Source organism: Lactonifactor longoviformis DSM 17459, from assembly GCF_900129135.1.
Lineage (GTDB): Bacteria > Bacillota > Clostridia > Lachnospirales > Lachnospiraceae > Lactonifactor > Lactonifactor longoviformis.
In genome coordinates, this window is the sequence record NZ_FQVI01000012.1 from 89,716 (window position 1) to 114,061 (window position 24,346).

The window sequence follows — 24,346 nt, forward strand, 5'->3', positions numbered from 1 at the left end:
TTTCACGGCCTATTTGGCCTCATACCAGTTTCTTCCGGTATGCATATCAATCTCCAGAGACACTGCAAGGTCCGCAGCCTGCTTCATTTCCTTTTCCAGGATACGGGACACCTCCTCCAATTCTTCTTCATACACCTCCAGGAGAAGCTCATCGTGAACCTGGAGAATCAGCTTTGTCTCAAGTTTTCTCTCCTTAAGCGCCTCATTGACCCGGATCATAGCAATCTTAATAATATCTGCCGCAGTTCCCTGAATAGGCGCATTCATCGCCACCCGCTCCCCAAAGGATCTCTGCATAAAGTTGCTGGACTTTAGCTCCGGAACCGGACGCCTTCTTCCGAACAGTGTGGTCACATACCCCTGTTCCTTTCCCTGCTTCACCAGACCGTCCAGAAACCCTTTGATTTTGGGATACGTTTCAAAATAATTCTCTATATACTGGGCAGCCTCTTTTCTCGTAATACTCAGGTCCTGACTCAGGCCAAAGGAACTGATGCCGTATACGATTCCAAAGTTTACTGCCTTCGCATTCCGCCGCTGAAGATCCGTCACCTGGTCAAAAGGCACGTGAAAGACCTGAGAGGCCGTCATACGGTGAATGTCCTGGGCCTCGCTGTATGCCTGTATGAGTTTTTCATCCCCGGACATATGCGCCAGAACCCGCAGTTCGATCTGGGAATAATCTGCATCCAGAAAGATGCAGCCCTCTCTGGGCACAAATACCTTTCGAATCAGACGCCCAAGCTCCATGCGCACCGGAATATTCTGAAGATTAGGCTCTGTGCTGCTGATACGCCCCGTTGCCGTTATCGTCTGGTTAAAATTCGAGTGAATCCTTCCGTCCTCACCAATATAATTTGCCAGCCCGTCCGCATAGGTGGACTTTAGCTTGGTCAGCTGGCGGTATTCCAGAATATCCGCAACCACAGAGTGATCCGGCGCCAGTTTGTCCAGGACATCCGCAGCCGTGGAATAGCCGGTCTTCGTCTTCTTCCCCCCGGGAAGCTGCATCTTCTCAAATAGGATGACCCCCAGCTGCTTGGGAGAATTGATATTGAATTCCTCTCCTGCTTTCTGGTAAATAATGCTCTCCAGCTCTTTGATCCTGACCTCCAGACGGCTTCCGTACTCCTTCAGTTCCTCCCCTTCCACCTGGATCCCCGCAGCCTCCATGTCATGCAGGGTGAACAGCAGAGGCATCTCCATCTCGCGGAAAAGGGAAAGCATCCCCGTCTCCTCCAGAGCCTTTGTCAAAGGCTCTATACCGGCCAGTGCCACATACGCCATGTAGCAGCAGCTCACCGTCACTTCCTCTTCTTTTTCCTCCAGCCCCTTTTTATAGGAAACTTTTCCCAGCAAATCTTCCCGGGCAGGCACCATAAGCCCGAGGTACTCCTTGGCAATGTCGTCGTAGGTATAGGCAGATTTCAGAGGATTCAGAAGGTAAGCGGCGATCCCTCCGTCGAACATCCTTGAGTGTTCCTCAATCTGTATCCTACTGAGCATCTCCTTCACGTTCAGTGAAGCGGTCTGTCCCGCCCCTCTGCAGATCCCTTCCAGCTGTTCCAGAAGATATCTTTCTGTGAGAAATCCCTCCACAGGGAAAAATGCTGCTTCTATTTTCTCTTTTTCCCCCAGGGCCACCCCAAGCCCCAGAACCTCTCCCTTCTCCAGAAGAAGGTGCACTCCGGCCCGGTCAGCCTTTTTTGCCTTAGACAGAAAGGCATCTGCCTGTGAAAGATCAGTAACTCTCTGAAAATGCTCCTCTGCCTTGTTTTTTGATGAAGTATTCTCAAAACGGTTTAAAAGGTTTTTGAATTCCAGTTCTTTAAACCATTCATAGGCCTCCTGGGTAAACAAATCCTTCAGTCTGGCCTCCTCAAAGCTGTAGTCCAGCGGACAGTCTGTACAGATGGTTGCCAGCTCCTTGCTCAGCTTAGCCAGATCATAGTGTTCTTTTAAGGATTCCTTTGCCTTGTTGGGTTTGATCTCCTCCACATGGGCATAGGCATTTTCAATAGTGCCGTACTCCAGCAGAATCTTAGTGGCTGTTTTCTCTCCTACCCCCGGTATTCCCGGTATATTATCAGAAGAATCCCCCATGAGGGCCTTTAGCTCAATAATCTGGGGCGGTGTCAGCTGATAGGCCTCCAACACCCCCCTGCCGTCATAGTCCTCTACGGTTGTCTTACCCCCTCTGGTCTTGGGAATCCGTATTTTTACGTGCTCCGTGGCCAGCTGCAGCAGATCCCGGTCCCCCGAAAGCACGGTGACTTCCATACCTGCCGCCTCTCCTTTTCTGGCCAGGGTGCCCAGGATGTCATCTGCCTCGTACCCCTCCCTGGAAACAATCGTTACGCCCATAGCCTCCAGGACATCCCTGATAATAGGAACCTGCTCCCGCAGTTCCTGGGGCATAGGTTTTCTCGTCCCCTTGTAGGCCTCATACATATTGTGCCGGAAGGTGGGTGCGTGTTCATCAAAGGCAACCGTGAGATACTGGGCGTTCTCCTCCTCCAGCGTCTTAAATAATATAGTTAAAAAGCCGTAGATGGCGTTGGTGTGCAGACCCTCCGCGTTGGTAAGGTCCGGCAGACCGTAAAAAGCCCTGTTCAGTATACTGTGTCCGTCAATTAGTACAATTTTTTCACTCATAAGTTCTCCTATATCTGTCTGGTTTTATTTTCTGATACTCTCTTTTCTTCTACACAATTTTATTCATAGCCAAAATACTTTCCGTAATCAGCTTTTTAAACATGGGGGCAGCCTTGTCGGCAATTTCCTGGACCTCCAGATGGCTGAGAGGCTGATCCGTCATCCCGCATCCCAGATTGGTAATGCAGGAAATTCCGCAGATTTTCATGCCCATATGGTTTGCGGCCATAGCCTCGCAGGCAGTGCTCATTCCCACAGCATCCGCTCCCAGAATCCGGCACATTTTCACCTCGTGAGGGGTCTCAAAATTAGGACCTGTAAGCTGGATGTACACGCCTTTCTGCAGTGGGATCTTCTGTTCTGCCGCCGTACGTTCTATGATTTCCTGAAGCTCTCTGTCATATACCTGGCTCATATCACTGAACCGCTCCCCAAGCTCGGGAATACTTTCCCCTATCAGCGGGGAAGGAACAAAGTTTGAAATATGATCCGTGATCATCATAAAGTCTCCTGCCTGAAACTCAGTATTCACACCCCCTGCCGCATTGGTGAGAAACAGAATCTCTGCCCCCATAAGCTTCATCAGACGGACCGGCAGCACCACATCCTCAATAGAGTATCCCTCATAATAATGGACTCTTCCCTGCATAATCACTACAGGTACCTCCCCCACATATCCAAAGACGAACCTGCCTCTGTGTCCCGGAATTGTGGAAACCGGAAATCCCTCGATCTCTTTGTAGTCCAGTGTATCTGCAATTTGAATCGTTTCTGCGTAATCTCCCAGCCCAGAGCCCAGAACCAATGCTGCCCGGGGCTTAAAATTTATCTTTTTCTGAAAACAGTCATAACATTTCATAAGCTTTTTATATGCTGGATTCATTCTGACACTCTCCTTTTGGCACTCTTTTCCCTTAAGTATACCCTGTAATAGAAAAAAGTTCCACCTGTCCTTTGCTGTTTTTTAGGATAAAGCCCAAAAAACTGCATAAAGTATCAGGTAGAACCTTTTATAGTTTGCTTCGTTCTGTTTTACTTTGAAGAAAAGAGGAGAAACCTATGCACCGGAAAATCAAGTATCTTCACTGGGCCGGCTTTCTGTTTGCCGCCGCAGCGGGAAGCCTCCTGCACTTTTTATACGAATATTCAGGCCAGAATCCCCTGGCTGCCTTTATCTCACCAGTCAATGAATCCACCTGGGAGCATCTGAAGCTGTTATTTTTCCCCTATCTCGTCTTTCTTTTTATAGAAAGACTTCTGCTCAGAGGCACATATCCGCGCTTTTTCACCGCTCATCTGTTAAGCCTCCTTGCCGGACTGTGCGCCATCCCTGTTCTTTTTTATACCTATACAGGTATCCTGGGCAAAAACTATCTGGCAGCCGACATTGCCGTATTTCTCATCTCCACAGGTCTTTCCTGTTTTCTCAGTCAGCGCCTGCTTACGCATTCGCCGTTCCAGAGAAAAGGAACAGAGGCAGGAGCGTGGATTTCATGTGCCGTCCTGGCCGCCCTGTTTCTCTTCTTTGTATATGCTTCCTTCTTTCCTCCGGATCTTGCCCTCTTTCAGCCTCCGGCATAAATTCAGGCTAATATCCTTCTTTTCTTCTCTGCTTTCTGAGTGCGTAACGCTTCATACCGCTCTCCCACTCGGCTTTTTGGGACTCTGTCTCAATTGCAAGGCCGGGGACCGGTATGGGGTTATTGTTCTCGTCCACAGACACCATAACAAGATATGCCCGGTTAATCATCTTCCGGAGTCCGTTTAGATCCTCCACATAGGTATCCACCCGGACCTCCATAGAGGTTGTCCCCACATATGTCATCTTTCCCCGAAGCACCAGCATATCCCCCGTCTTGGCGCTGGCCTTAAAGTTCAGATTATCAATACAGGCTGTAGTGGTCTCTGTCTGGCAGTGGCGGCGGGATACAATCCCCGCCATCTCATCAATCCACTCTACCAGCTTTCCTCCAAACAGCCTTCCATATCCATTGCTGTGCTTAGGCATCAGCAGATACGTCTGCTCTGTCAAAGAATCCTCCACACGTTTTACTTCCATACATCTTCCATCCTTTAGTATCAATTATAATCACATCACACGGGATCTATTATATCATAAATTGGATGGAATAAAACCTATTCCTTATTTTTCTTCTGGCTGTTAATTCCGGCAAAGGATATTATCATTCCGGCAGAAAAAGCGAGCAAAAGAATCCAGAGGCCCATATTGGAAGTATCACCTGTTTTTGCAGCGGTCGCGTTGTCTTTCTTCGTATCTGTTTTCTTTTCATCTGTTTTTTGGGATTCTGTCTTCTCTTTGGTTGTTACTTTCAAGGCTTCACTGTTTTTACTTGCATAATGGGTATCTGTTTCCTTGATTCGAGTTATGATTTCATATTCTCCAGCCGGCTTAAGTCCGGAGAATTCCCCGCTGTCCTGCCATTTTTTGCCGCCGTCAATGGAATATTCCTGCCCTTTAACAGCCTCAACTGTAATGGTATCGGAGGTTACTTTTTTAAGTGCCGGTTTCCCGGGAGCAGCCATAGCCGATTTATCAGTAGTGACTTTTAAAGGTTCGCTGGCAGCACTCATGCTCCTTGTACTGGTCTCCGGTACGCGGGTGATGATCTGGTATTCAGCAGCGGGATTCAGATTGGTAAACACACCATCCGATATCCAGGAATTTCCGTTGTCAATAGAGTACTCTTGTCCTGCTACTGCTTTTACAGAAATAGATGTGTCCGTTTTCGCCAGCAATTCAGGTACAGCCGGTGTTGCCGCCGGAATTTTCTTAAGACCGTCAATCGCATTTTTCAGTGTCTCTGTAAGAGCATCCACCTCATCCTGTCTGCGAATATCCCAATTCTCATCCGATGGTTTCTGCGCCGCTTCTGCAGCATCGTATAATGCCTCAAGGGAATCCGGCGTATAGATTTCGAGAAGTTCAGGTATTCTTTCCATCTGCTCGTCTAATCCGCTCAAATCGGCATCTCTATACTTCATTGAAGTAACTGCTTTTCTTAACTTGTCAATATAACCATCAATATGTACCCCCATAGCAGTATCATAACCATTAAGAATCTTCTTATCAAGGTCCGACCCCGACAAAGTGCGAATCTCAGGCAGCTGTGCAAGAAGTGGCGCGATTTTTAATATAGACGGGTCATCAAGAACCATTAGATCGTTCGTTGGTATTTGTGAGAGCAGCTTATCCAGTTCCGTAAAGTCCGCTGTTACTAGGCTAAGCTCCGCAGTAATAATGATATTGCCTGTGATTTCAAATGTCAGTGTATCACCTGTGCTTGATGCTACTTCCTGTCCGGTAGTTTTGTCTGTTGCAGTGGCTTTATTAACTGTATATTTCCCGCTTTCTACCAGCGTTATTTTTGATGTAACCGTGGAACCGTCCTTATAATATGTAACACCATTGCTTCCAAAACTATCATTGGGGGCAGCTGGTGTATTTGTAATATTTACAGTTGATTTCATCGTATCATCCAGTTCTGCCGTATACCATATTCCGGTTTTATACTTGATGTCGTAAAGCGTGATATCATATCCCCGCATTTTAAAAGAAAGACTATATTTATATTTTCCATTTCCATCCGGAGTGATTAAGCACCGGACAGATTCATCTGTGGACGAATACCCGCCAGTTTGCTGACAGGTAATGGCTGTAATGAATAGAGCATTGGTTGGAAGGGTCGCACTGAGGGTTACGAGAGACCCTTCGGTTGCCGTGCTTGGATAACTGATATTTGTAGCTCCGACCGTGTTGGTCAGATAATTGCCCAGCCACGTTCCCATGGCAATAGCATGGGGAGTACCTGCCGGAACGGTTACTTTTACTGAGTTAAGCCCGGCCAGCATAGAGTCTGTTTCACCGTATCGTATCTCATATACTCCCGAACTCAGTCCGGTTACTTCTGCCGCATTTTCTGGTACAGGTGTCCAGGTTGATGCACCTGCTTTTTTGTAATCATATGTAAGTCCCGGTTCAAACCCTGTAATACCCCCATCTGCTGCAGTATCTGTAGAGGCTGCAATGGGATAGAATTGGTTTACTGAAGGAGCATTGTTTTGGGGTGATTTGGTGCGTTCAATCGTGAGCCGATAATAAGTAACGCTTACCTGATCCCTTGCAACTACTTTTAAGTTAATGGTGTTTGCCCCATAATTCAGTGCCTGTTCAAAGCGTTCGCCCCCTCCGTTAATCGAGGCCTCAGAATCAATTGCCTGTACTATAAATGTATCCTTGCTGGCTCTTCCCGACTGTACTTTTGGATCTTGCTCGGTACCACTTCCCGGCCAAGACATAGAATCATCGCCCAAGCTGAAATTTGTTAGAATTCTTGTCTGTGATGACGGTACCGCGGCTCTGTCCTGGAGTAAAGGTGAAGCCGCTGAAACTTGAGACTCAAGCTTTGGCTCACTCGTCCGGTCCTTTTTGTCGTCAGCTTTCTGGTCACTCGCTGCTGGTGCAATTTCAGGAGCTTTACTTTCTGATTTTTTATCCTCAGCATTGTCTGTGCTTTTTTCCGCTTTTTTATCATCCCCTGTCACTGGCTGCTTCCCCTGGGCATTTTCCTCAGGTTTTCCAGAACCATTGTCTGTAATATTGTCTTTCGGAGCTGTCTGTGTATCTCCAGCGTCTTCAGTCTTGTTAACTTTTTCTGGTGCCTGAGTGTCTGTATTACTGTTTGCATTGGGGACGTCCTTATCATTTGACAAAATATCTGTATTATTTTCCGGAACGATATCACTTTTTTCTTTCGTCTGTGCCTTTGTCTCTGTCTGGGCAGGCAGCTGCGCGGCAAGAACTGCGCTATTTCCTGACAGACAGAAGACTATTGTAAGTAATAATGCCGCAATTTTTCTTTTTCCTTTTTTCATCCTCATACCGTTTTCTCCTTTGCTTGTAAAAGAAATTATTCTTTTACCAAGATCATATCATCTCACGGTTTAGGATTCGACTGCCTTTGGGTATCTTTCCATGCTTTTCGGTTATCCGCAAAATAAAAGCCAAAAGCTTTCCAGGCAGCTTTTGGCTTTCATTTTCCATGGGATTTCCCAGTAAATTAAATAATTTCTCCGCACGCAATCTTCCTCCCGGAATCTCCCGAGGGCTGACTTCGGAAATCATCCGGCATATCATGTATCACAACGGTTTTGCCCACAACCTCCTCCGGGTAAAACCGATCGGTATAGAACATCATCCAGGCAAATCCCCGGTTCCCAAACAGCGAGGGCATATCCCCCGCATGCTCCGGATGTTCACACCCCTCCGGATTCCAGTGGTTTTTCGTATCTGCAAAGGGATCCTCAGGGGTTCCCGTACAGGTATTGCCTTCATGAATGTGAAAGCCAAAGATTCCATTGGGACATTTCTGATCTTCATAGGGCAGACCCTCGATCTCGGCCAGCACCAGGGAGCCGCCGGCACTTCCGTAAAAATACACATATCCCACCAGGCCTCTGTGGTTTTCATCCCCCTTCACCTTGGCTACCGCATCCGGAGTGCCTAGAAGAACATCGCTGAACATATAATTTCTGGATTGGCGCATACTCGTTTCCTTTTGATTCACATACAGTCCTTTCATACTATGCAGAAATCAGGATATTGTGAATCTGTACGGCCCTCCTACAATGCTTCTATAAACCGCATAAACGCTTCCCGGCCTTTTGGAGTGCACTTGTAAACCCCTGCATCCTCCAGCACCTTTACAAAAACCTGTCCGATTTCTTCCTGAAGGATCTCCGTCACATTATCTTCCGTTACTGCCTCATATCGGGGAAGGAAATCCTTTACCCACGCAGCATGCTTCTCTAAGGCCTCATGCTCCGCGGGATCTCTACCCTCCAGTATATATTCCGCCAGAAGCTCCATCTCCCCTTTCAGCCTTGCCGGGAGAACTGCCAGTCCCATCACTTCGATAAGGCCGATGTTCTCCTTCTTGATGTGATGGTACTGGGCATGGGGATGATATACCCCAAGGGGATGCTCTTCTGTCGTGATATTATTTCTAAGGGTCAGATCCAATTCAAACAGATTTCCCGCCTTCCTTGCTATAGGCGTGATGGTGTTGTGGGGGACTCCCCCTGTCTCGGCATAGACAAATGCCGCCTCATCCGTATAGCCTCTCCAGATCTCCAACACATGGGAAGCCAGATCAATCAGCCGTTTTTCATCCTCACACCGGATCCGAAGCACCGACAGGGGCCATTTTACAATGCCGGCCTCCACATCCTCATAGCCCGGAATCGTCACCTGCCGTTCCACAGGGGCTTTTGCCATAGCAAAGGTATAGTTTCCTCCCTGGAAATGGTCGTGGCTCAGGATAGACCCCCCTACAATGGGCAGATCCGCATTGGAACCCAGAAAATAGTGGGGGAAGAGCTTCACAAAGTCAAACAGCTTCACAAAGGCAGATCTGTCTATCTTCATAGGTATATGCTCAAAGTTAAATGCGATACAGTGTTCGTTGTAATACACGTAAGGGGAATACTGAAGCCCCCACCGGCTGCCGTTTATGGTGATCGGTATGATTCTGTGGTTCTCTCTTGCCGGGTGGTTCAGCCTCCCCGCATACCCTTCGTTTTCCGCACACAGCTGGCATCTGGGATAAGCGCTCTGTCTGGCATTCAGCGCAGCAGCAATGGCCTTGGGGTCTTTTTCCGGTTTTGAGAGATTGATGGTAATATCGATCTCGCCGTATGGACTCTCCACCTTCCATTTCTTGTCCTTTTTAATTCGGTATCTCCGGATATAATCGCTGTCCTGGCTGAATTTGTAAAAATACTCTGTAGCAGCCGCCGGAGACTCCTTATATTTTTCAAAAAACTCTGCCTGTACCTGCGCCGGCCGGGGCAGCAGACAGTTCATAATTTTCGTGTCAAAGAGATCCCGGTATCCGATGCTGTCCTCAATAATCCCCCGCTTTACCGCCTCATCCAGAAGGGCTCCCAGGATCTCTTCCAGATCTGCCCCGCCGCAGTCTTCCTCCGGCTCCTGGTATTCGTCCTCATGGAACAGATCCAAAAGAAGATTTGTTGCATATATCTGCTCGCAGGCCGGAAGAATTCCTGTCTCAATACCGTACTGTACTAACTTTTTTATATTCTGATTCAGACTCATTCTCTCACCTTTCCCCGTTAGGATAATCTGCGGGCACCCTCACCGATCTCTACCACATAAAAATCAGCCGCATAGCCTATCTTTTCTTTATAGATGCTGCCCACATTTTCGATAAACGCATCCACTGCCTCATTTTTCACGATGCTTACAGTACAGCCGCCGAACCCTGCCCCTGTCATACGGGATCCGATGACTCCTGGCTGCTGCCAGGCAGCTTCCACCAAAGCATCCAGCTCCGGACCGGTGACCTCGTAATCATCTCTCAGGGATATATGGGACTCATTCATCAGTTCCCCAAAGGTCTCCAAATCATTGGCCTTTAAGGCTTTCACAGCCTTCACCGTCCGCTGATTCTCAAAGACCGCATGCTTCGCCCTCTTTGCCTTCACCGGATCAAAGACCGCGCCCTTTACCTTTTCGAACTGCATCTCATCCAGTTCTCCCAGGGATCGGATATCTGCCACCTCCTGAATCTGGGCCAGGGCAGTTTCACACTCGCTTCGGCGCTCATTGTATTTGGAATCTGTAAGCCTTCTCTTTTTATTGCTTGCCGCAATTACAATCTTGGCATCCTCCAGCCTGATTGGGGCATACTCATAGTGCAGTGTGCTGGTATCCAGAAAAATAGCATGGTCCTTCTTACCCATAGCTATGGCAAACTGATCCATGATCCCGCAGTTCATCCCGTTAAATTTATTCTCCCCATACTGTCCGTACAGGGCAATGTCAACCATGCTCACATCCTGAAAGCCAAACATATCTTTTAAAATCACACCCGTAAGTACCTCCACAGACGCTGAGGAAGAAAGGCCGGAACCATTGGGAATATTGCCGAAAAGGAGCAGGTCCATTCCCTTTGGAGTCTCATACCCGTGTTCCCGGAAGGCCCAGATCACTCCCTTGGGAAAATTGGTCCAGTTTGCCTCCTCATGATACACCAGATCCTCCAGGCTGCTTTCCACAACGCCCAGAGCTTCAAAGTTCATAGAGTAGAAGCGCAGCTTCCTGTCCTCACGCATTCTGGCAATCCCATAGGTCCCAATGGTAAGCGCGCAGGGAAATACATGGCCTCCGTTATAGTCCGTATGTTCACCGATAAGATTCACTCTCCCCGGTGAAAAATAGGTGCGGATGTCCCCTCCGTCCTGGTATAGCTCCTTGAATTTCTCCATCAGTTTTTCCTGCATAGTCCCATTCCTTTCTCTCATTACGGAATAATTATATTGTTTTAAAACACTTTTCTTGTTCTTTTCAACCCAATTATACCATATGAGATTGAAAAGTAAAGCAAAACCGTGCCGTGAAAATAACGAAATTTCCTGTATTTAGTAGTGCAGTTTTAAGCGGATATCCTGTGGGTGATCTCCGAAATGGCTGCCGAAAATATTGACCCCTCCGATATGCTCTGCCTCTTTTTTTATACCTATCCTCACTGAGATATAAGGCGTCTCTGTCATCCTGTACTCCTCAATTCTGCAGTCACTGACCTTTACATCATCCAGATAGGTTCCCGTCTCATCGATCCTCCAGGTTTTCAGAACTCCGAACTGAGTATTTTTGTCCTCCCACCAATCCGGATTCAGCTTTCCTCTTCTCCCTCCGAAGTCGCTGGGACAATAATAAGTTCCCGCATCAATGCCGTTCAGCCACAGGGTAATATCGGAAGGACAGTCCAGATCATAATCCGCAGTCTCTGAACACAGCTCCGCTGACAGCTCTGCCATCTTCAGAACCTTTTTCTGCACTCCCGCATTGGAAAAACGGTACTCTACGTATCCTGCTCCAAACCAGATCAGCTGGGCTGTAGTGCGCAGAGGATTATAGAAACACCGGGGCTCATCCTCCCCGTCAATATAGTCCGTGTCATTTACCATCCCGCAGGTAGGGGATACTTCGTAGTCCACATAGTTGCCCACAGGCATGTTAATCACCTCTACCTGTGCATCCGTACCGGTCTCTTTCAGCAGGATTTCCACTTCCCCGCACTGCTTGCTGCAGATTTTCATGGAGCCTCTTACCCCCGGCTTAAGCTCTGTACGGATTAACCCGGCATCCTCCAGAACTCTTACGTTCATCGCCGCAGAGGAGGCGGGAATCTCCAGCCTTTCAGCAATCTCATTTACATTGAGAGACTGCTGTTCCAGCAGCTTCAGAATCTCTATCCTCACCTCCGAGGACAGAGCTTTTCCCAGACTGCATAATTCCTTTTTTTTGTCAAAATCCAGATACAATTTCACTTTGCTTACACTCCGTACTCTATTATATTATAAAATCCAATGCCCCCGACTTCCTGTGCTCCTCTGCCAGATCCTGCAGCGTCACAGAATCCACATACTCGTTGATTACCCGGTACAGTCCCTCCCAGAATTTAAGAGTTGCACATGCTTCCTGTCTGAGGCATTGGTTTGTCTCATCTTCCAGACAGGCAACCGGTGCCAGTTTTCCCTCAATAAGCCGCAGGATATCTCCCGCCGTATATTGTCCGGGATCCTTTGCCAGCATATATCCCCCCTGAGGTCCTCTGGTACTTCGCAGATAACCGGCCTTGCCAAGGATCACAACAATCTGCTCCAGATATTTGACAGAAATCTCCTGACGCCTGGAGATCTCCTTCAGTGGAATATACTCTCCGCTGTTATGCTCTGCCAGATCAATCATCAGGCGCAGGGCATATCTTCCTTTTGCTGATATCTTCATTCGTTACCTCCCCCGGCTGTAATTGCCTGTAAGGCCGGGATTCTTTTCCTACTATTTTGCTATGATAAATTCTACTCTACCTGGCAGGAGCTTGTCAAGTAGATACCGTATTTTTGATTTGCTGTGGCTGCCTTGCGTCTGACCGAAAAAAACACCCCGGGGTCTGTAACCGCCGGGGTATTATTACGCTTCTTCAATTGCTTTCATAAATACTGTATGGAATGTGGGCCTGCTCTTCTTCAGAGACACCAGGTTTCCTCCCTCTTTTTCCATGAAACAGTGTCTGCTGCTCCCTCTGCACCGAAGCTCACGGGTGGTATGATCCGTAATTTCATAAGAGAGCTCCAGACGGATTCCGTCGTACTTTGTAATCTCCGTATGAATATCCACGGTATCACCGAATCTGGTCATGGATTTGTATTCACAGGCAACCGCAAGCACAGGGCTCATAATTCCCTCCGCCTCCATGCGATCATATCCTACTCCTATCTGCTCCATCAGGGATACCCTGGCTTCCTCAAACCACCGGATATAGTTGGAGTGGTGAATAATCCCCATCTGATCCGTCTCGTAATACTGCGCTGTGTGCTCATATGCAGGTAACTTCATATGTTTACTCCTGTACTTCCTCTGAGGTGCCGGCAGAAGTCATCTCCGCAAGTTCCAGCATCTGTTTATTTTTATTCGCTCCTATCAGATACAAGACGGGCAGAATCAGATTTATAATAGTACCCAGAATTCCGAAGCTGCCGTTCATGGCCTGATAAATAGCCTGTGCAAGAACTACCACAATCATGACAATTGCCATGATAAAGCATATTTGGGCTTTGTGCGGTTTGTTGCAGTTGGCCACACCAATAATACCGCCTGCTAAGAATACAGCTCCGGTCACCAGTGCTATAATGGCCGCAACCATCAGTCCCTGTGCCGTGTAGGTATAATTGATCCCCTGGGATTGTGCTATGGCGTTCATGCTCTCAATCAGAGCTCCCCCGTCCGATGCGGCCATTCTTGCTGTAAAGACGGAAATTGCACCGCTCACCAGCGTAAATGCCCCCAATATAATCAGAATAATCCCCGGTACCTGCAGCAGTCCCTTACCCTTCGCTTTTTTGTTCATCACTTTCTCCTCCTGTTCCCATAAAAGGGATTCCCCTTTTATATTTCATTAGCTATTCAGGTTGTCACTTATAATTGTAAATACAGTGCGTGTATTTGTCAAGATTTTTAATGTTTCAGTATTAGTACAATAGTACAATTGTATTTTTGCAGAAACAAGGTTGCTGTAAAATTTGCCGGCATGTATAATAATTTTAAGAAATAAAAATAGAGGTGAAAGTATGCACGCGCCGAAACGACAGATAAAAACAGAAAAAAGGGCAATGAACATCTCCCTCACCGGAGGGATTCTTTTCGTGTCCCTGGAGATCCTAATGTCCTTTGTGACCCGCTCGCAGGCAGTACTGCTGGATGCTGTTTATGACGGGGTTGAGCTTTTTATGATCCTGATCTCCATCAGTCTGATCCCTCTGCTCTACCGCCCTTCCAACGAAAAGCACCCTTTTGGGTACCTCCAGATCGAGTCCCTTTTTGTGGTCATCAAGGGCTTTATGATGGTGGCTGTAACCATCGGGCTCATTATGAACAATGTAGAGATCGCCCTTCACGGAGGACGCCATGTGGCATTCGGGCAAATCGCTTATTTTGAACTGTTTGCCACAGTGCTGAGCGTAATCATCATCCTCCTGCTCAATAAAAGAAACCGTTCCCTCACTTCGCGCCTGGTAGACATGGAAATCCAGGAGTGGAAAATTGATGCCTGCGCCTCCCTGGGGATGTCCCTGGCCTTTTTCCTACCCGCATTTCTGACTGCGGACTGGTTTGAAGCCTTCACCCCTTATCTGGATCAGGTGATTGCTATTGTACTGTCAATTTTCATGCTGCCCACTCCCATCCGGGCCATTATCACCGGCCTCAGAGACCTCTTTTTGCTGGCGCCGGAGGAAGAAACGGTTGAGTCTGTGAAGCAGATCGTCACCCCCATTCTGGAACAGCATGGCTATCATCAGCTCTATTATGATATTGTCCGCACCGGAAGAAAGCTTTGGATCAGCGTGTACATCACATTTGAAAAAGACCTGGTCTCCATCCGGAGATTCCAGGCCCTTCAGTCATTGATTATCCGGGAGCTGGCCAAAGAATATCAGGACTTTTACTTTGAACTCCTCCCGGATATTGAATTTGAAGAATAAAACTTGGCTATTCAAAAGCCCGGATCACGCACTCAGGTATCTTTCCTTCTGTAAAGTAGTAGACTCCGTTTGATCTGGCCCCGTCGATATTCCAGGTTACATCCACTTCTACGGAATAATCTGTACTCTCTTTGACCGGACCATATTCCCCTCCCCAGTTTATTGCACCCAAAATCTCAGCGATGTCCCCTTTCTCTGTGAAAGAAGCCGTGGGCGGAGTATTGGTTCCCGACTCATAGTAATTGGTGATCTGAATGCTCTCCGCATATTCAGGATTCCACTGTTCGTCCATTTCGTTTCCAAGCTCCCGCAGTAGGGCAATGGTCTGAGTGAACCCGGGACTGATGCTGTACTGGTACATAGAGGTGCTGTACTCATCTTCGTTTACCTCTATCGACAGCACTCCTGCAATTGGCCCTTGTGTCATTGTCTCATAGGAAGCATTATTTTGTTCCTCCCGAAACGTACGGATCAGTCTGATTTTCTGCTCATCCGTCAGTTTCAGAATGGTCTCCCTCTGATACCGATCTGTCAGTGTACACTTGGCTACATTTTCTTCCTTTACATAATTGATGGGGAAAAGACTTTCTTTATATTCCTTATTACTGCACAGCTGCTCAATGCACTTCTCTGAGCTTTCATAGTTCACAAAATACCTGCGGTAAACATCCCTGCCGCTTTTCAGATGATATTTAATAAACACATTATCGTACTGTTCCTCGCTGCTCGTCTCCCCAATTTTTGCCCGTGACACGGCAATGCGGGACTCCTCCATGGCATATACTTCTTTTCTCAGATTTTTATTCTTTACCCCTTCCTCTGCCAGGTCATAGATCATCTGGAAGTCCTTTACATTTACCTGATCCAGCGTTCTCTGCTCACTTCCTGTATTGTAGCTGAGCTCTGAATCATAGGGATAGCTGAAGCGTCCGTTGAAGTTGCTGGTAAAGACGGACATACCGTCAATCTTGTCCTCCCTGGGAAGGTAGCTGTCATAGCCTGTCAGGTCAAAGAAGAATACTGCCGAACACCCAAAGGCCAGCACTGCCGCTGCCAGCAGAGACCATTTTCTTCTCAGGATCTCCCTGAAATCCATATGGTAGATGAATTCCACGATGGTGTGCAGGAGGATCAGGGAAATCAGGACACCGAAGATAAACCATCCTATGTTCACACTGCTGTCATAGGTGTTGAAGCTCCCCATCAAAAGCCCTGCCCAGAGAGATGCCGGCACAATCATACATACTTTGACGATCCCTTCTGTCCTGGGGAATGCCATAGCAGACTCTGCCGCCTCTGAAGCCCTCCTTTTATACAGCCAGAGATCCAGCACCAGCAAAAGAATGGTGATCACCAGTGCGGCCAGTAAAAATACTCCCGGAAACTTTCCCTTAGTTCCCAGGCGTCCCGCGGCATAGAAATAGCCTTTTATGGGAGACAGGGCTGACCGTATGGCTGTCCCCGTTTCGCTGACCGTGGTGAAATACGTATCGTAAAAGCTTTGAAAGAGCCTGGTTTGCAGCATACTCACTGCCGTACCTGCCCCGCATAATACAGCAGTCCCAAGAATCCCCACCAACAGCTTGCCGGTGAGCATCATGGCCAGTATGGCCACATGGTAAATCATGAGGAAATACAGTGTCCCCAGTCCTATGCTTCCGGTACAGTACAGCACATGTCTGGCAGTTACCACCCCCTGAAAAGCCCCGATAAGGAGGCACAGCACCATGCAGAGAACATACGGAATCAGAAAAAACAGAATGCCTGAGACGTACTGTACCAGGAAAAACTTTTCTCTCTTTACCGGTATGCTGTGAAACAAATCCACTTTCGTTCTGGAATGCAGGTACTGATATCCGGTAACAGCGCAAAGCACAGCGCAGATGCAGACAGCAGCCATCAGCAGCCCATTGTTAAATCCCACAAATCCCAGAAACCACTCTTTCACATCTTTCAGCGTGTATTGTCCCATATTCAGCCGCACTCTTCTAAACTGGCTTTCCAGGTTCATCAGACAGATCACCGGCCCCAGCAGAAAGAACACTACTGTGCACAGAGCCAGCAGCCAGCTTCTGCGCTTCATATCTTCTCTTAATAATTTAGCAAATGAGATTTTTGATGTCATATCCTGCTACCTCCGTTTCACTGATAAAAATCTCCTCCAGAGAAAGAGGAAGCACTTCACCGAACACCGGATATTTACTTTCTACTCTTTCCATAATCTCCTCCTTGGTCCCCCTGGCGATGATGGTCAGAAGAGACCCTCTCTTTTCATGCTGCATAACGTCCAGCTCCCGCAGAAGTTCTTCTTCCAGGACCGGATTCTGGATCACGCACTGAATCTTCTGGATGTGGAATTTCATATCCTCCAGATCCCTGGAAAGTAGAATTCCTCCCTGGTGCAGCAGCCCCACATGATCACAGATGTCTTCCAGCTCTCTTAGATTGTGGGAGGCAATCACAGGGGTAAAATTCCGGTTCAGAATCTCAGAGGCGAAGATGCTTTTCACCGCCTGGCGCATCACCGGGTCTAACCCGTCAAAGGTCTCATCACAGAAAAGGTACTGGGTATTGGTGCATATCCCCAGAAGCACGGAAACCTGCTTTTTCATTCCTTTGGAGAAGGTATTGATCTTGGCATCCTGTTCCATGCCGAATTTGTTCAGCAGTTCATCAAATCTTTTCTTATCAAATTCCGGATAGACAATCCCGTAATAATGTGCCATGGTTTTGGGTGTTGCCCCCGGAAAAAAGTAGGCGGTATCTGACAGAAAGCAAATCTTTGCCTTGGCCTTCTCATTTTCGAATACCGGCAGTTCATCAATGGTGACAGTACCCGCCTCCGGTTTTAGTACACCGCTCAGGATGCGCAGGAAGGTACTTTTGCCCGCTCCGTTAGTGCCCACCAGTCCAAAAATATTTCCTTCCTGAATGGTCACCGTAATATTGTTAATGGCTTTTCTGCAGCCGAATGTTTTCCGAATTCCCTCTGCCCGTATCACAATATCCCCTCCTCGTATATATGATCCACCTCATTTACGCACTCGTCTCTGGACACTCCCATATCCATCCCTTCTCTCAACAGATTGCGCAAATCCAGGAAAAACGTCGTCTTTCTCCGTTCGATAAGCAACTTCTTATCTCCGGAAACAAAATTCCCTTTTCCTTTCACAGCGTAAATAAACCCCTCCTGCTCCAGGACAGCATAGGCCTTCTGAATGGTATTCGGGTTGATTGACAATTCCATGGCCAGAGAACGCACCGAAGGTATCTGCGAATCAGGCTCCAGGATTCCCCTTACAATCAACAGCTCAAACCGCTCTACAATCTGTTCATAGATTGGCTTTCGATTCTGGTAATCAATCACTATCATAGAGGCTCCTTCTTTCTTTTCAAGTAAGTGTATCAGGTGTACTATTGTAATTAGTACACCTGAAATATAGCACGGGGACAAGGGGGCTGTCAATGGAACCCCCGAATCTTAAGGATATATTCAGAAATGCAGCTTCTGTCTTGGCTCTGAAAAAGGAGCGGCTGTCAAGCAGCCCCTCCTCATTGCTATTTTCCATTAGATTCCTGCAGATATTCTGTAATATCCTTGTCAATCTCGCAAATTTTTTTCAGAGCACTCTGTGCATCTCTCAGTTCTCCCTCCCGGATGGCCTCCACCAGCTTTCGGTGATACGGCAGGGTGGAGATCCATTGTGCGTCCTCTCCTTTCAGGTTCTTCCAATAGGAGTGCAGCGACTGTATCAGTTCGTCAATCAGCTGAATCAGCGTCTGGTTCTTGGAATAGCTCCTCATGGTTTGGTGAAATGCAATATCTGTTTCATGGAGAAATGTCCCTGTCTTCTCTGCGTTTTGCTCCATCTCCTGCAGGTATTCCTCCAGAGGGCGAAGCTCCTCCGGGGAGAGTTTTCCGCAGATTTTTTTGACCATATTTCCTTCCAGAATCTCTAAAATTTCCAGGATCTCAATGTAATTCACCTTCCACAGCTTCAGATAAAAGGAATCTGACTCTTCATGTGCCCGTACAAAGGCTCCGCTGCCGGCCCGCACTTCAATGATGTTGTCCCTCTCCAGCACCCGGAGAGCCTCTCTCACGGAGTTCCGGCTAGTGACAAACTGCTCCGCCAGAATGCGCTCGGAGGGCAGTTTGTCACCCTCCGATAGCTGATTTCCCTTTATATATTCCATGATTGCATCTGCGATTTTCGCGTGCAGCAACTCTTTATGCACTGGTTTAACTGCCGTTTGCTGTTGTTTCATGATACCTTCTCCCTAACGTTCAAATAAATTTTACTCTAATGTTTTTATTATAGCATATCAGGAGCCTGTTTGCACAGCTTCCAATTTATTTCGCGCAGGAACAGTCACGGCAATACTGCCGTTCCCGGGCTGTATAAAAGCATTCCGGAAACGGCAGTCCATTAGTTCTCCTCCAGCCAGGAGGGATCATAGGTTTTCATCTGAGTTATAAGATCCACCCCTCTCTTTTTCAGCAAGCTTACCCTGATGAAAAAGTATACGATTCCTCCTCCGTAAAACAGAAGGATCCCCAGAATCGTTTTCAGATCCAACGTAGCAAACAGACTGAAGCTGAGCACAAGGGTCAGCGCGATATTCCCCAGCACCAGTGTCCAGATGATCCATTTCGGCATCCTGAACCACGCGTGTGCAAACTTGCCCTCTAATTTTCTCGGGGCAATCAGCACCGGCACGGTGGCAAGAAGGCCCAGCATCATGCCCGGAGCGTTCATCACGGCAAACACATAGTCCAGGGGCAGATCCAGCACAACCGGCAGAAGGCCTATGGCTCCCATAATCAGTATGATTTTATAGGGAATTCCAAAACGGTTGGTTGACTGAAGCCATTTGGGAAAAAGGCCGTCGTCTGCCGCCGCCCAGATTGCACGGCTGTAGGACATAATCATAGAAAGTAGTGTTGTGAGGATGGCAAACAGTGCGCCTCCGATTACAAAGAAGCTGAAGATCCACAGAGGCATATAACTTTTTGCCGCGTAAGACAGAGGTTGTTGGATCATCTCCTCCCAGGGCACTACGCCTACCGCAATAAAGGCAACCACTGCATACAGAACCGAAACGCCTATGGTAGACGTAGCAATGGCGCTGGGCACCGTTTTCTTCGGATTTTCCACTTCCCCGGCAAGATCCACCACTCCTACGGCGCCGTACGCTGAACTTCTCACGTAGCTGACTGCCAGTATAATTCCCGAAAGACTGGAACCGGCAACCATTTTCGGCAGTGAGATATGCTTGATGTGGGGTATTCCAAGAACAATAAACAATCCCAGGGCAATAAGCACCAAAATCACCATAAAGTTCTGTATCTTAGCCGAAGTGCGGATATTAAACAAACAGGCGGTTACAATCCCCAATACTACGATGGTTCCTGCCAGCCTCGGGGAAAGACCTGGTATAATGTTAGGCAGATACTGTCCCGCGGAAATTCCCAGCACACTAACATAAAATATTTCAAATACCAGATTCCAGACCAGCAGGAATCCCAGAACCGGGGAGAGGAAACGGGCCACATACAGATACTGCCCTCCTCTCACCGGGATAGCAGAAGAGATAACCATGAAGGGAAGACACACCATCATCGCCGCAGCTCCTGCAATCAAAAACGCTATAGGCACCCCCGGCCCTGCCGCGCCAACGGCTACGCCGGTCATACTGAACACACCAGCACCGATAATGGCTCCTACGGCCATTAACGTAACGTCCAGAGCACTCATCTTTTTCCCTTTATTCTCCATCTATTTATCTCCTTTCAGCATCAGGGGCTTTCTCCATTTACATTTCCGGCTTAAACAGAATCCATGCCGCGTCTCTGGCATATATCCCATGCTCTGACGCATAGGCAAAGGTCTTCTGCACATCTCTTCTTATCACATCCTCCAGCCGGTCCATGACACCCTGAGGGGTAGGCTCACATTTGCAGCTCTCTACGGAATTAAAGAAGCACACAGAACCCAGGTTGGCAATAAAGTCAGGAACCAGATGAATCCCCCTCTGTTTGATTACTTCATCCGCCTCTGGGGTAGTGGGAATATTGGCGCCCTCCACAATCAGGCCTGCTTTTATCGTCTCAGCCGCCTCCCTGGTGATTACATCCTCTACCGCGGCCGGGATAAGAATATCCACATCCAAATCCAGCCATGCATCACGGTCTCTCACCTGGCACCTGCTCTTCATTTTATCCAAATCCACTTCTCCCAGCTTATTTCTGGCATCCAGCAAGTCCCGGATATCCAGTCCTTCTTCATTATAGTACATCCCTTTGATGTCCGCTATGGCAACCACTTTGTATCCCAGCTTTTCCAGCCACAGGGCAGCGCTTCCTCCCACGCTTCCGAATCCCTGAATGGCCACAGCGGCACCCGGGGTCCCGCCGGTCAGCTTCCATCCCTCATCAGCCGCCACTGCCACTCCGTATCCGGTTACGAAACGGTCCATATCCAGACCCTCAACGGTCTCCTTTAATATCTTTGGAATGACTTCCTGGGATCTGGCCGCCAGTTCCGGATTCTCCCGGATAGTTTTTGGTTCCTTTTCCTCGATCCCCAGCTTCTGCTTTATCCGTCTTACATCTTCCGCCCTGGTTCCCAGATCTGCTCCCACGGTAATGCCGTTTTCCAGGTAGGGTTTCATCGCTTCCAGATAGCGTTCCATAACTTCCAGCGCATCCTCTTTGTGATAGTCATAGATAATACCGCCCTTTGCGCCGCCAATCTCTGCTTCCGCTGCCACATACTTGTAAGACATTACCTGAGCCAGACGCTCCACCTCTTCCCGGTTTACCGTTACATTCATCCGCAGCCCCCCGGCAGCAAACTCATCCCTTATACTGTCAATCACCAGCCAGCCCTTTGCCTCGCTTTTCCTGTCAGACCATTCAATTACTACATATGGATCTCTCATAATACAAAACCTCCCAAATTGTTTTTTACCCTTTCACAATTAATGCGTCAGCGGCATACACGCCCTTTTCATAGAGAAATACCGGATTCATATCCAACTCCTTCAGATCGCCGCAGTGTTCCACGGCCAAATCCCCTAATTTTACAATCATATCCGCCAATGCCTCTGTGTCCAGCGGATTGCTTCCCCGGTACCCCTTCAGAATGGCATAGGATTTCAGAGACTGTATCATCTCCATTGCCTCCTTCCGGTTCAGCGGCGCGGGATAGAGAGCAGCATCCTGAAATACCTCTGTATAGATTCCACCCAGACCTGCCAGTACCATTGGCCCAAACTGAGGATCCCGGTTAATTCCCAGAATCATCTCCGTTCCTTTAGGAAGCATCTGCTGCATAAGCACTCCCCGGATTCGTGCCTGGGGTTTATGGGTTTGTGCGTTGTTCATAATTTCTTCAAAGGCGGCAATGGCCTCCTTCTCATCTGCAATTCCCAGTTTTACTCCTCCCATATCGGTTTTATGGGGAATATCCGGAGAATCAATTTTCATAACCAGAGGATATCCCAGTTTTTCTGCCGCCCGGGGGATCTCATCGGCAGCTGTCACAACAATCTCCTCCGGTACCGGAATCCCGCTGTCCTTCAAGATCAGTTTACTTTCATGCTCTGAGAGGATGCAGCTCTTTGTCTCTCTGTCCTGAGGAGGCACAGCCGGGATAAGCGTCCGGTCATCCGGGGAATACATACAAAATTCTCCATAACGGCGCAGGGCGCTGAGTCCGTACTTCGGGCTGTCCAGAATCGGAATATGATGTTCTCCGTAAAACTCTCTCAATTCCGGATCTCTTTTTCTGGACATGCCCGGCAGGATCACAATAGGCTTTTCAGTCTCCCGGTTAATTTCTGCCAGAGCCTCTGCGAAGCCAAAGTCAACCTCCCGGTCTCTCTCGGGTATCTTTTCCGGCGGATTATGACCCATGGCTATCCCCCCGACATTCTCATCTTCCATCATGATTTTCACTGCGGATTTGTACTTATTCAGCTCAAATACAAGGGTTGCTGTCATATCCAGAGGATTGTTGGGTGTTGCGTACCCCGGAAGCATTTCCTTAATCTGTCTCAGGGTATCTGCCGACAGATTCGCCAGACTTGCCCCCTGCATCTGTGACACATCCGCTGATATAGCGGCCTCTCCTCCTGAGACATTCATGATCGCCAGATTCTTGTTCCTCAGGGGCTTTTCCAGCGTGCTAAACACCAGGCAGGTATTTACCAAATCCTCCATATCGTCCACACGGATGACCCCATACTTTTTGAAGAGAGCATTAAATGTGCCGTCGGAACCGGCCAGGCTTCCTGTGTGGGCAGTAGTTGTCTGCCTCGCCTTCTCCGATGCGCCTACTTTTAAGGCAATAATAGGTTTTCTCTTCCTGGCCGCATTCCCCAGAATTCTAACAAACCTCTCCGGTTGTCTGACTCCCTCCAGGTACACAGCAATAACCTTCGTAGCATCGTCCTCCACCAGGAATTCCAGATAATCCTCCGCCCCTGCCACTGCATTGTTGCCGCTGGATATGGCATAGGAAAAGTTCAGATACGGGACACTTGCCAGAAGTGAACATACCTGTCCGCTCTGGGAAACCAGCCCGATATTCCCCGCCTTACGCCTTTCCGGCATTAAAAGTCCAAAGGCAAAGACTCCGTCCCGGTTATTGATGAATCCTCCGCAGTTCGGTCCGCACACTGCCAGCTCACAGGCCTTCGCCACCTCTGCCAGTTCCTTTTGCGCCGCCTTTCCTTCTTCTCCTGCCTCGCTGTAGCCGCTGGCATAGACCACCGCTGCCTTTGTTCCGCAGGCAGCCGCCTCTCTCAGCAGCCCATTGACCGCGGCCATAGGCGTGCAGATCACTGCCAGTTCCACCGGTTTTCCAATCTCCGCAATGCTTTTATAGCATTTTCTTCCCAAAACCTCCTCTCTTTTGGGGTTTACCAGATAGAGCTGATCTCCCAGATCCCCCTTCATAAGATTCTCTGCGGCATCTCTCCCAAACCCCAGTTTTTCACTGGCCCCGATGACCGCTACTGAACCGGGGCGGAGAAGACTTTTCAGATTCATACGTCTACCTCCCCTTTCTCCTTCTGTTTATATCCCTCCAGAAGCGCCTTTTTATTAAAGGCGATCATCTTTTCCCCCTTAGGCTTAAAGTATTCTTCCAGGGACAGGCAGGCGGCCTCTGCAGACACCAGAGGGATCCGGGATAAAAGTACCCCCGTCATAAAGACGTTGGCGGCCCTGGCATTTCCCAGTCCGGCGGCCAGTTCTGTGACAGGTGACTTTACCACAGTTACATCGTCCCGTTCCACTTCCCGGTGAATCAGAGAGCTGTTTACGAAGATGGTTCCCCCAGGTTTCACCTGGGACTCAAATTTCTTCAGGGACGGTTCGTTAAAAACCACCAGAATATCCGGCTCATCAATATAGGGACTGGCAATTTCCTCCTCTGCTATTTTTACAGAGCAGTTGGCTGTGCCTCCCCGCATGGTTCCCCCGTAGGCCGGCAGCCAGGTCGTGTTCAGGTCTGCCCGCAGCGCCGCATTGGCCAATATGACTCCGGCTGCAAGAACGCCCTGTCCCCCAAAACCGGCAAATAAAATCTCATGCATA

Annotated in this window: 21 protein-coding genes; 2 read left to right on the forward strand and 19 right to left on the reverse strand. The window is 48.4% G+C overall.

Annotated features, from left to right (window positions below; translation table 11 throughout):
• Window positions 1-9: 9 nt before the first annotated feature.
• Window positions 10-2,655, reverse strand: a complete 2,646-nt coding sequence (gene polA, locus BUA56_RS12465) for a DNA polymerase I (protein WP_072852199.1) — start codon at window positions 2,653-2,655, stop codon at window positions 10-12.
• 49 nt (window positions 2,656-2,704) lie between these two features.
• The gene (locus BUA56_RS12470) at window positions 2,705-3,538 is read right to left on the reverse strand and encodes a purine-nucleoside phosphorylase (protein ID WP_072852201.1); all 834 of its coding nucleotides are present in this window, start codon (window positions 3,536-3,538) and stop codon (window positions 2,705-2,707) included.
• Window positions 3,539-3,714: 176 nt separating this feature from the next.
• Between BUA56_RS12470 and BUA56_RS12475 the strand changes: the two genes are divergently transcribed.
• Window positions 3,715-4,236, forward strand: a complete 522-nt coding sequence (locus BUA56_RS12475; protein ID WP_072852204.1) for a DUF6512 family protein — start codon at window positions 3,715-3,717, stop codon at window positions 4,234-4,236.
• A gap of 7 nt (window positions 4,237-4,243) precedes the next feature.
• On the opposite strand, the gene BUA56_RS12480 is transcribed toward BUA56_RS12475, so the two are convergent.
• From BUA56_RS12480 to BUA56_RS12520, 9 genes are all read right to left on the reverse strand, one after another.
• Window positions 4,244-4,714 carry an acyl-CoA thioesterase gene (locus BUA56_RS12480; RefSeq protein WP_072852206.1) on the reverse strand — a complete coding sequence of 157 codons (471 nt, stop codon included), beginning with the start codon at window positions 4,712-4,714 and terminating at the stop codon, window positions 4,244-4,246.
• A 77-nt stretch (window positions 4,715-4,791) separates the two neighbouring features.
• Window positions 4,792-7,554, reverse strand: a complete 2,763-nt coding sequence (locus BUA56_RS12485; RefSeq protein WP_072852208.1) for a hypothetical protein — start codon at window positions 7,552-7,554, stop codon at window positions 4,792-4,794.
• Window positions 7,555-7,733: 179 nt separating this feature from the next.
• A complete protein-coding gene (locus BUA56_RS12490; protein ID WP_341443425.1) occupies window positions 7,734-8,255 on the reverse strand; it encodes a superoxide dismutase family protein in 522 nt (173 codons plus the stop codon).
• A 41-nt stretch (window positions 8,256-8,296) separates the two neighbouring features.
• Window positions 8,297-9,790: a UDP-glucose--hexose-1-phosphate uridylyltransferase gene (locus tag BUA56_RS12495; RefSeq protein WP_072852210.1), complete on the reverse strand. Its 1,494-nt coding sequence runs from the start codon at window positions 9,788-9,790 to the stop codon at window positions 8,297-8,299.
• 17 nt (window positions 9,791-9,807) lie between these two features.
• Window positions 9,808-10,977, reverse strand: coding sequence for a galactokinase (locus BUA56_RS12500; protein ID WP_072852211.1), 1,170 nt, complete (start codon window positions 10,975-10,977; stop codon window positions 9,808-9,810).
• A 138-nt stretch (window positions 10,978-11,115) separates the two neighbouring features.
• On the reverse strand, window positions 11,116-12,027 hold the full coding sequence (locus BUA56_RS12505) for an ArsR/SmtB family transcription factor (RefSeq protein WP_072852213.1): 912 nt from the start codon (window positions 12,025-12,027) through the stop codon (window positions 11,116-11,118).
• A gap of 22 nt (window positions 12,028-12,049) precedes the next feature.
• Window positions 12,050-12,487 (reverse strand): RrF2 family transcriptional regulator, encoded by a 438-nt coding sequence (locus tag BUA56_RS12510; protein ID WP_072852215.1) that lies wholly within the window; start codon window positions 12,485-12,487, stop codon window positions 12,050-12,052.
• A gap of 183 nt (window positions 12,488-12,670) precedes the next feature.
• On the reverse strand, window positions 12,671-13,096 hold the full coding sequence (locus BUA56_RS12515) for an acyl-CoA thioesterase (RefSeq protein WP_072852217.1): 426 nt from the start codon (window positions 13,094-13,096) through the stop codon (window positions 12,671-12,673).
• Between the two features lie 4 nt (window positions 13,097-13,100).
• A complete protein-coding gene (locus BUA56_RS12520) occupies window positions 13,101-13,607 on the reverse strand; it encodes a hypothetical protein (RefSeq protein WP_072852219.1) in 507 nt (168 codons plus the stop codon).
• Between the two features lie 220 nt (window positions 13,608-13,827).
• Between BUA56_RS12520 and BUA56_RS12525 the strand changes: the two genes are divergently transcribed.
• Entirely contained in the window at window positions 13,828-14,739 is a 912-nt protein-coding gene (locus tag BUA56_RS12525) for a cation diffusion facilitator family transporter (RefSeq protein ID WP_072852222.1), read from the forward strand.
• Between the two features lie 7 nt (window positions 14,740-14,746).
• Here the strand turns inward: BUA56_RS12525 and BUA56_RS12530 are convergent, their stop codons facing one another.
• The 8 genes from BUA56_RS12530 to BUA56_RS12565 form a co-directional block, all read right to left on the reverse strand.
• Window positions 14,747-16,864, reverse strand: coding sequence for a DUF6449 domain-containing protein (locus BUA56_RS12530; RefSeq protein WP_072852224.1), 2,118 nt, complete (start codon window positions 16,862-16,864; stop codon window positions 14,747-14,749).
• A complete protein-coding gene (locus BUA56_RS12535) occupies window positions 16,839-17,741 on the reverse strand; it encodes an ABC transporter ATP-binding protein (protein WP_072852226.1) in 903 nt (300 codons plus the stop codon). Before BUA56_RS12535 ends, BUA56_RS12530 begins: the two co-directional genes overlap by 26 nt.
• Complete coding sequence (locus BUA56_RS12540; protein ID WP_072852227.1) at window positions 17,738-18,112, reverse strand: GntR family transcriptional regulator; 375 nt, start codon at window positions 18,110-18,112, stop codon at window positions 17,738-17,740. Before BUA56_RS12540 ends, BUA56_RS12535 begins: the two co-directional genes overlap by 4 nt.
• A 185-nt stretch (window positions 18,113-18,297) precedes the next feature.
• On the reverse strand, window positions 18,298-19,008 hold the full coding sequence (locus BUA56_RS12545; RefSeq protein ID WP_072852229.1) for a FadR/GntR family transcriptional regulator: 711 nt from the start codon (window positions 19,006-19,008) through the stop codon (window positions 18,298-18,300).
• Window positions 19,009-19,169: 161 nt separating this feature from the next.
• Window positions 19,170-20,519: an APC family permease gene (locus BUA56_RS12550; RefSeq protein ID WP_072852231.1), complete on the reverse strand. Its 1,350-nt coding sequence runs from the start codon at window positions 20,517-20,519 to the stop codon at window positions 19,170-19,172.
• A 37-nt stretch (window positions 20,520-20,556) separates the two neighbouring features.
• Window positions 20,557-21,684, reverse strand: a complete 1,128-nt coding sequence (locus tag BUA56_RS12555; protein ID WP_072852233.1) for a Glu/Leu/Phe/Val family dehydrogenase — start codon at window positions 21,682-21,684, stop codon at window positions 20,557-20,559.
• Window positions 21,685-21,709: 25 nt separating this feature from the next.
• Window positions 21,710-23,797 carry an acetate--CoA ligase family protein gene (locus BUA56_RS12560; RefSeq protein WP_072852235.1) on the reverse strand — a complete coding sequence of 696 codons (2,088 nt, stop codon included), beginning with the start codon at window positions 23,795-23,797 and terminating at the stop codon, window positions 21,710-21,712.
• Window positions 23,794-24,345, reverse strand: a complete 552-nt coding sequence (locus BUA56_RS12565) for a 2-oxoacid:acceptor oxidoreductase family protein (RefSeq protein ID WP_072852237.1) — start codon at window positions 24,343-24,345, stop codon at window positions 23,794-23,796. The genes BUA56_RS12560 and BUA56_RS12565 overlap by 4 nt, the downstream gene beginning before the upstream one ends.
• Window position 24,346: the final 1 nt, after the last annotated feature.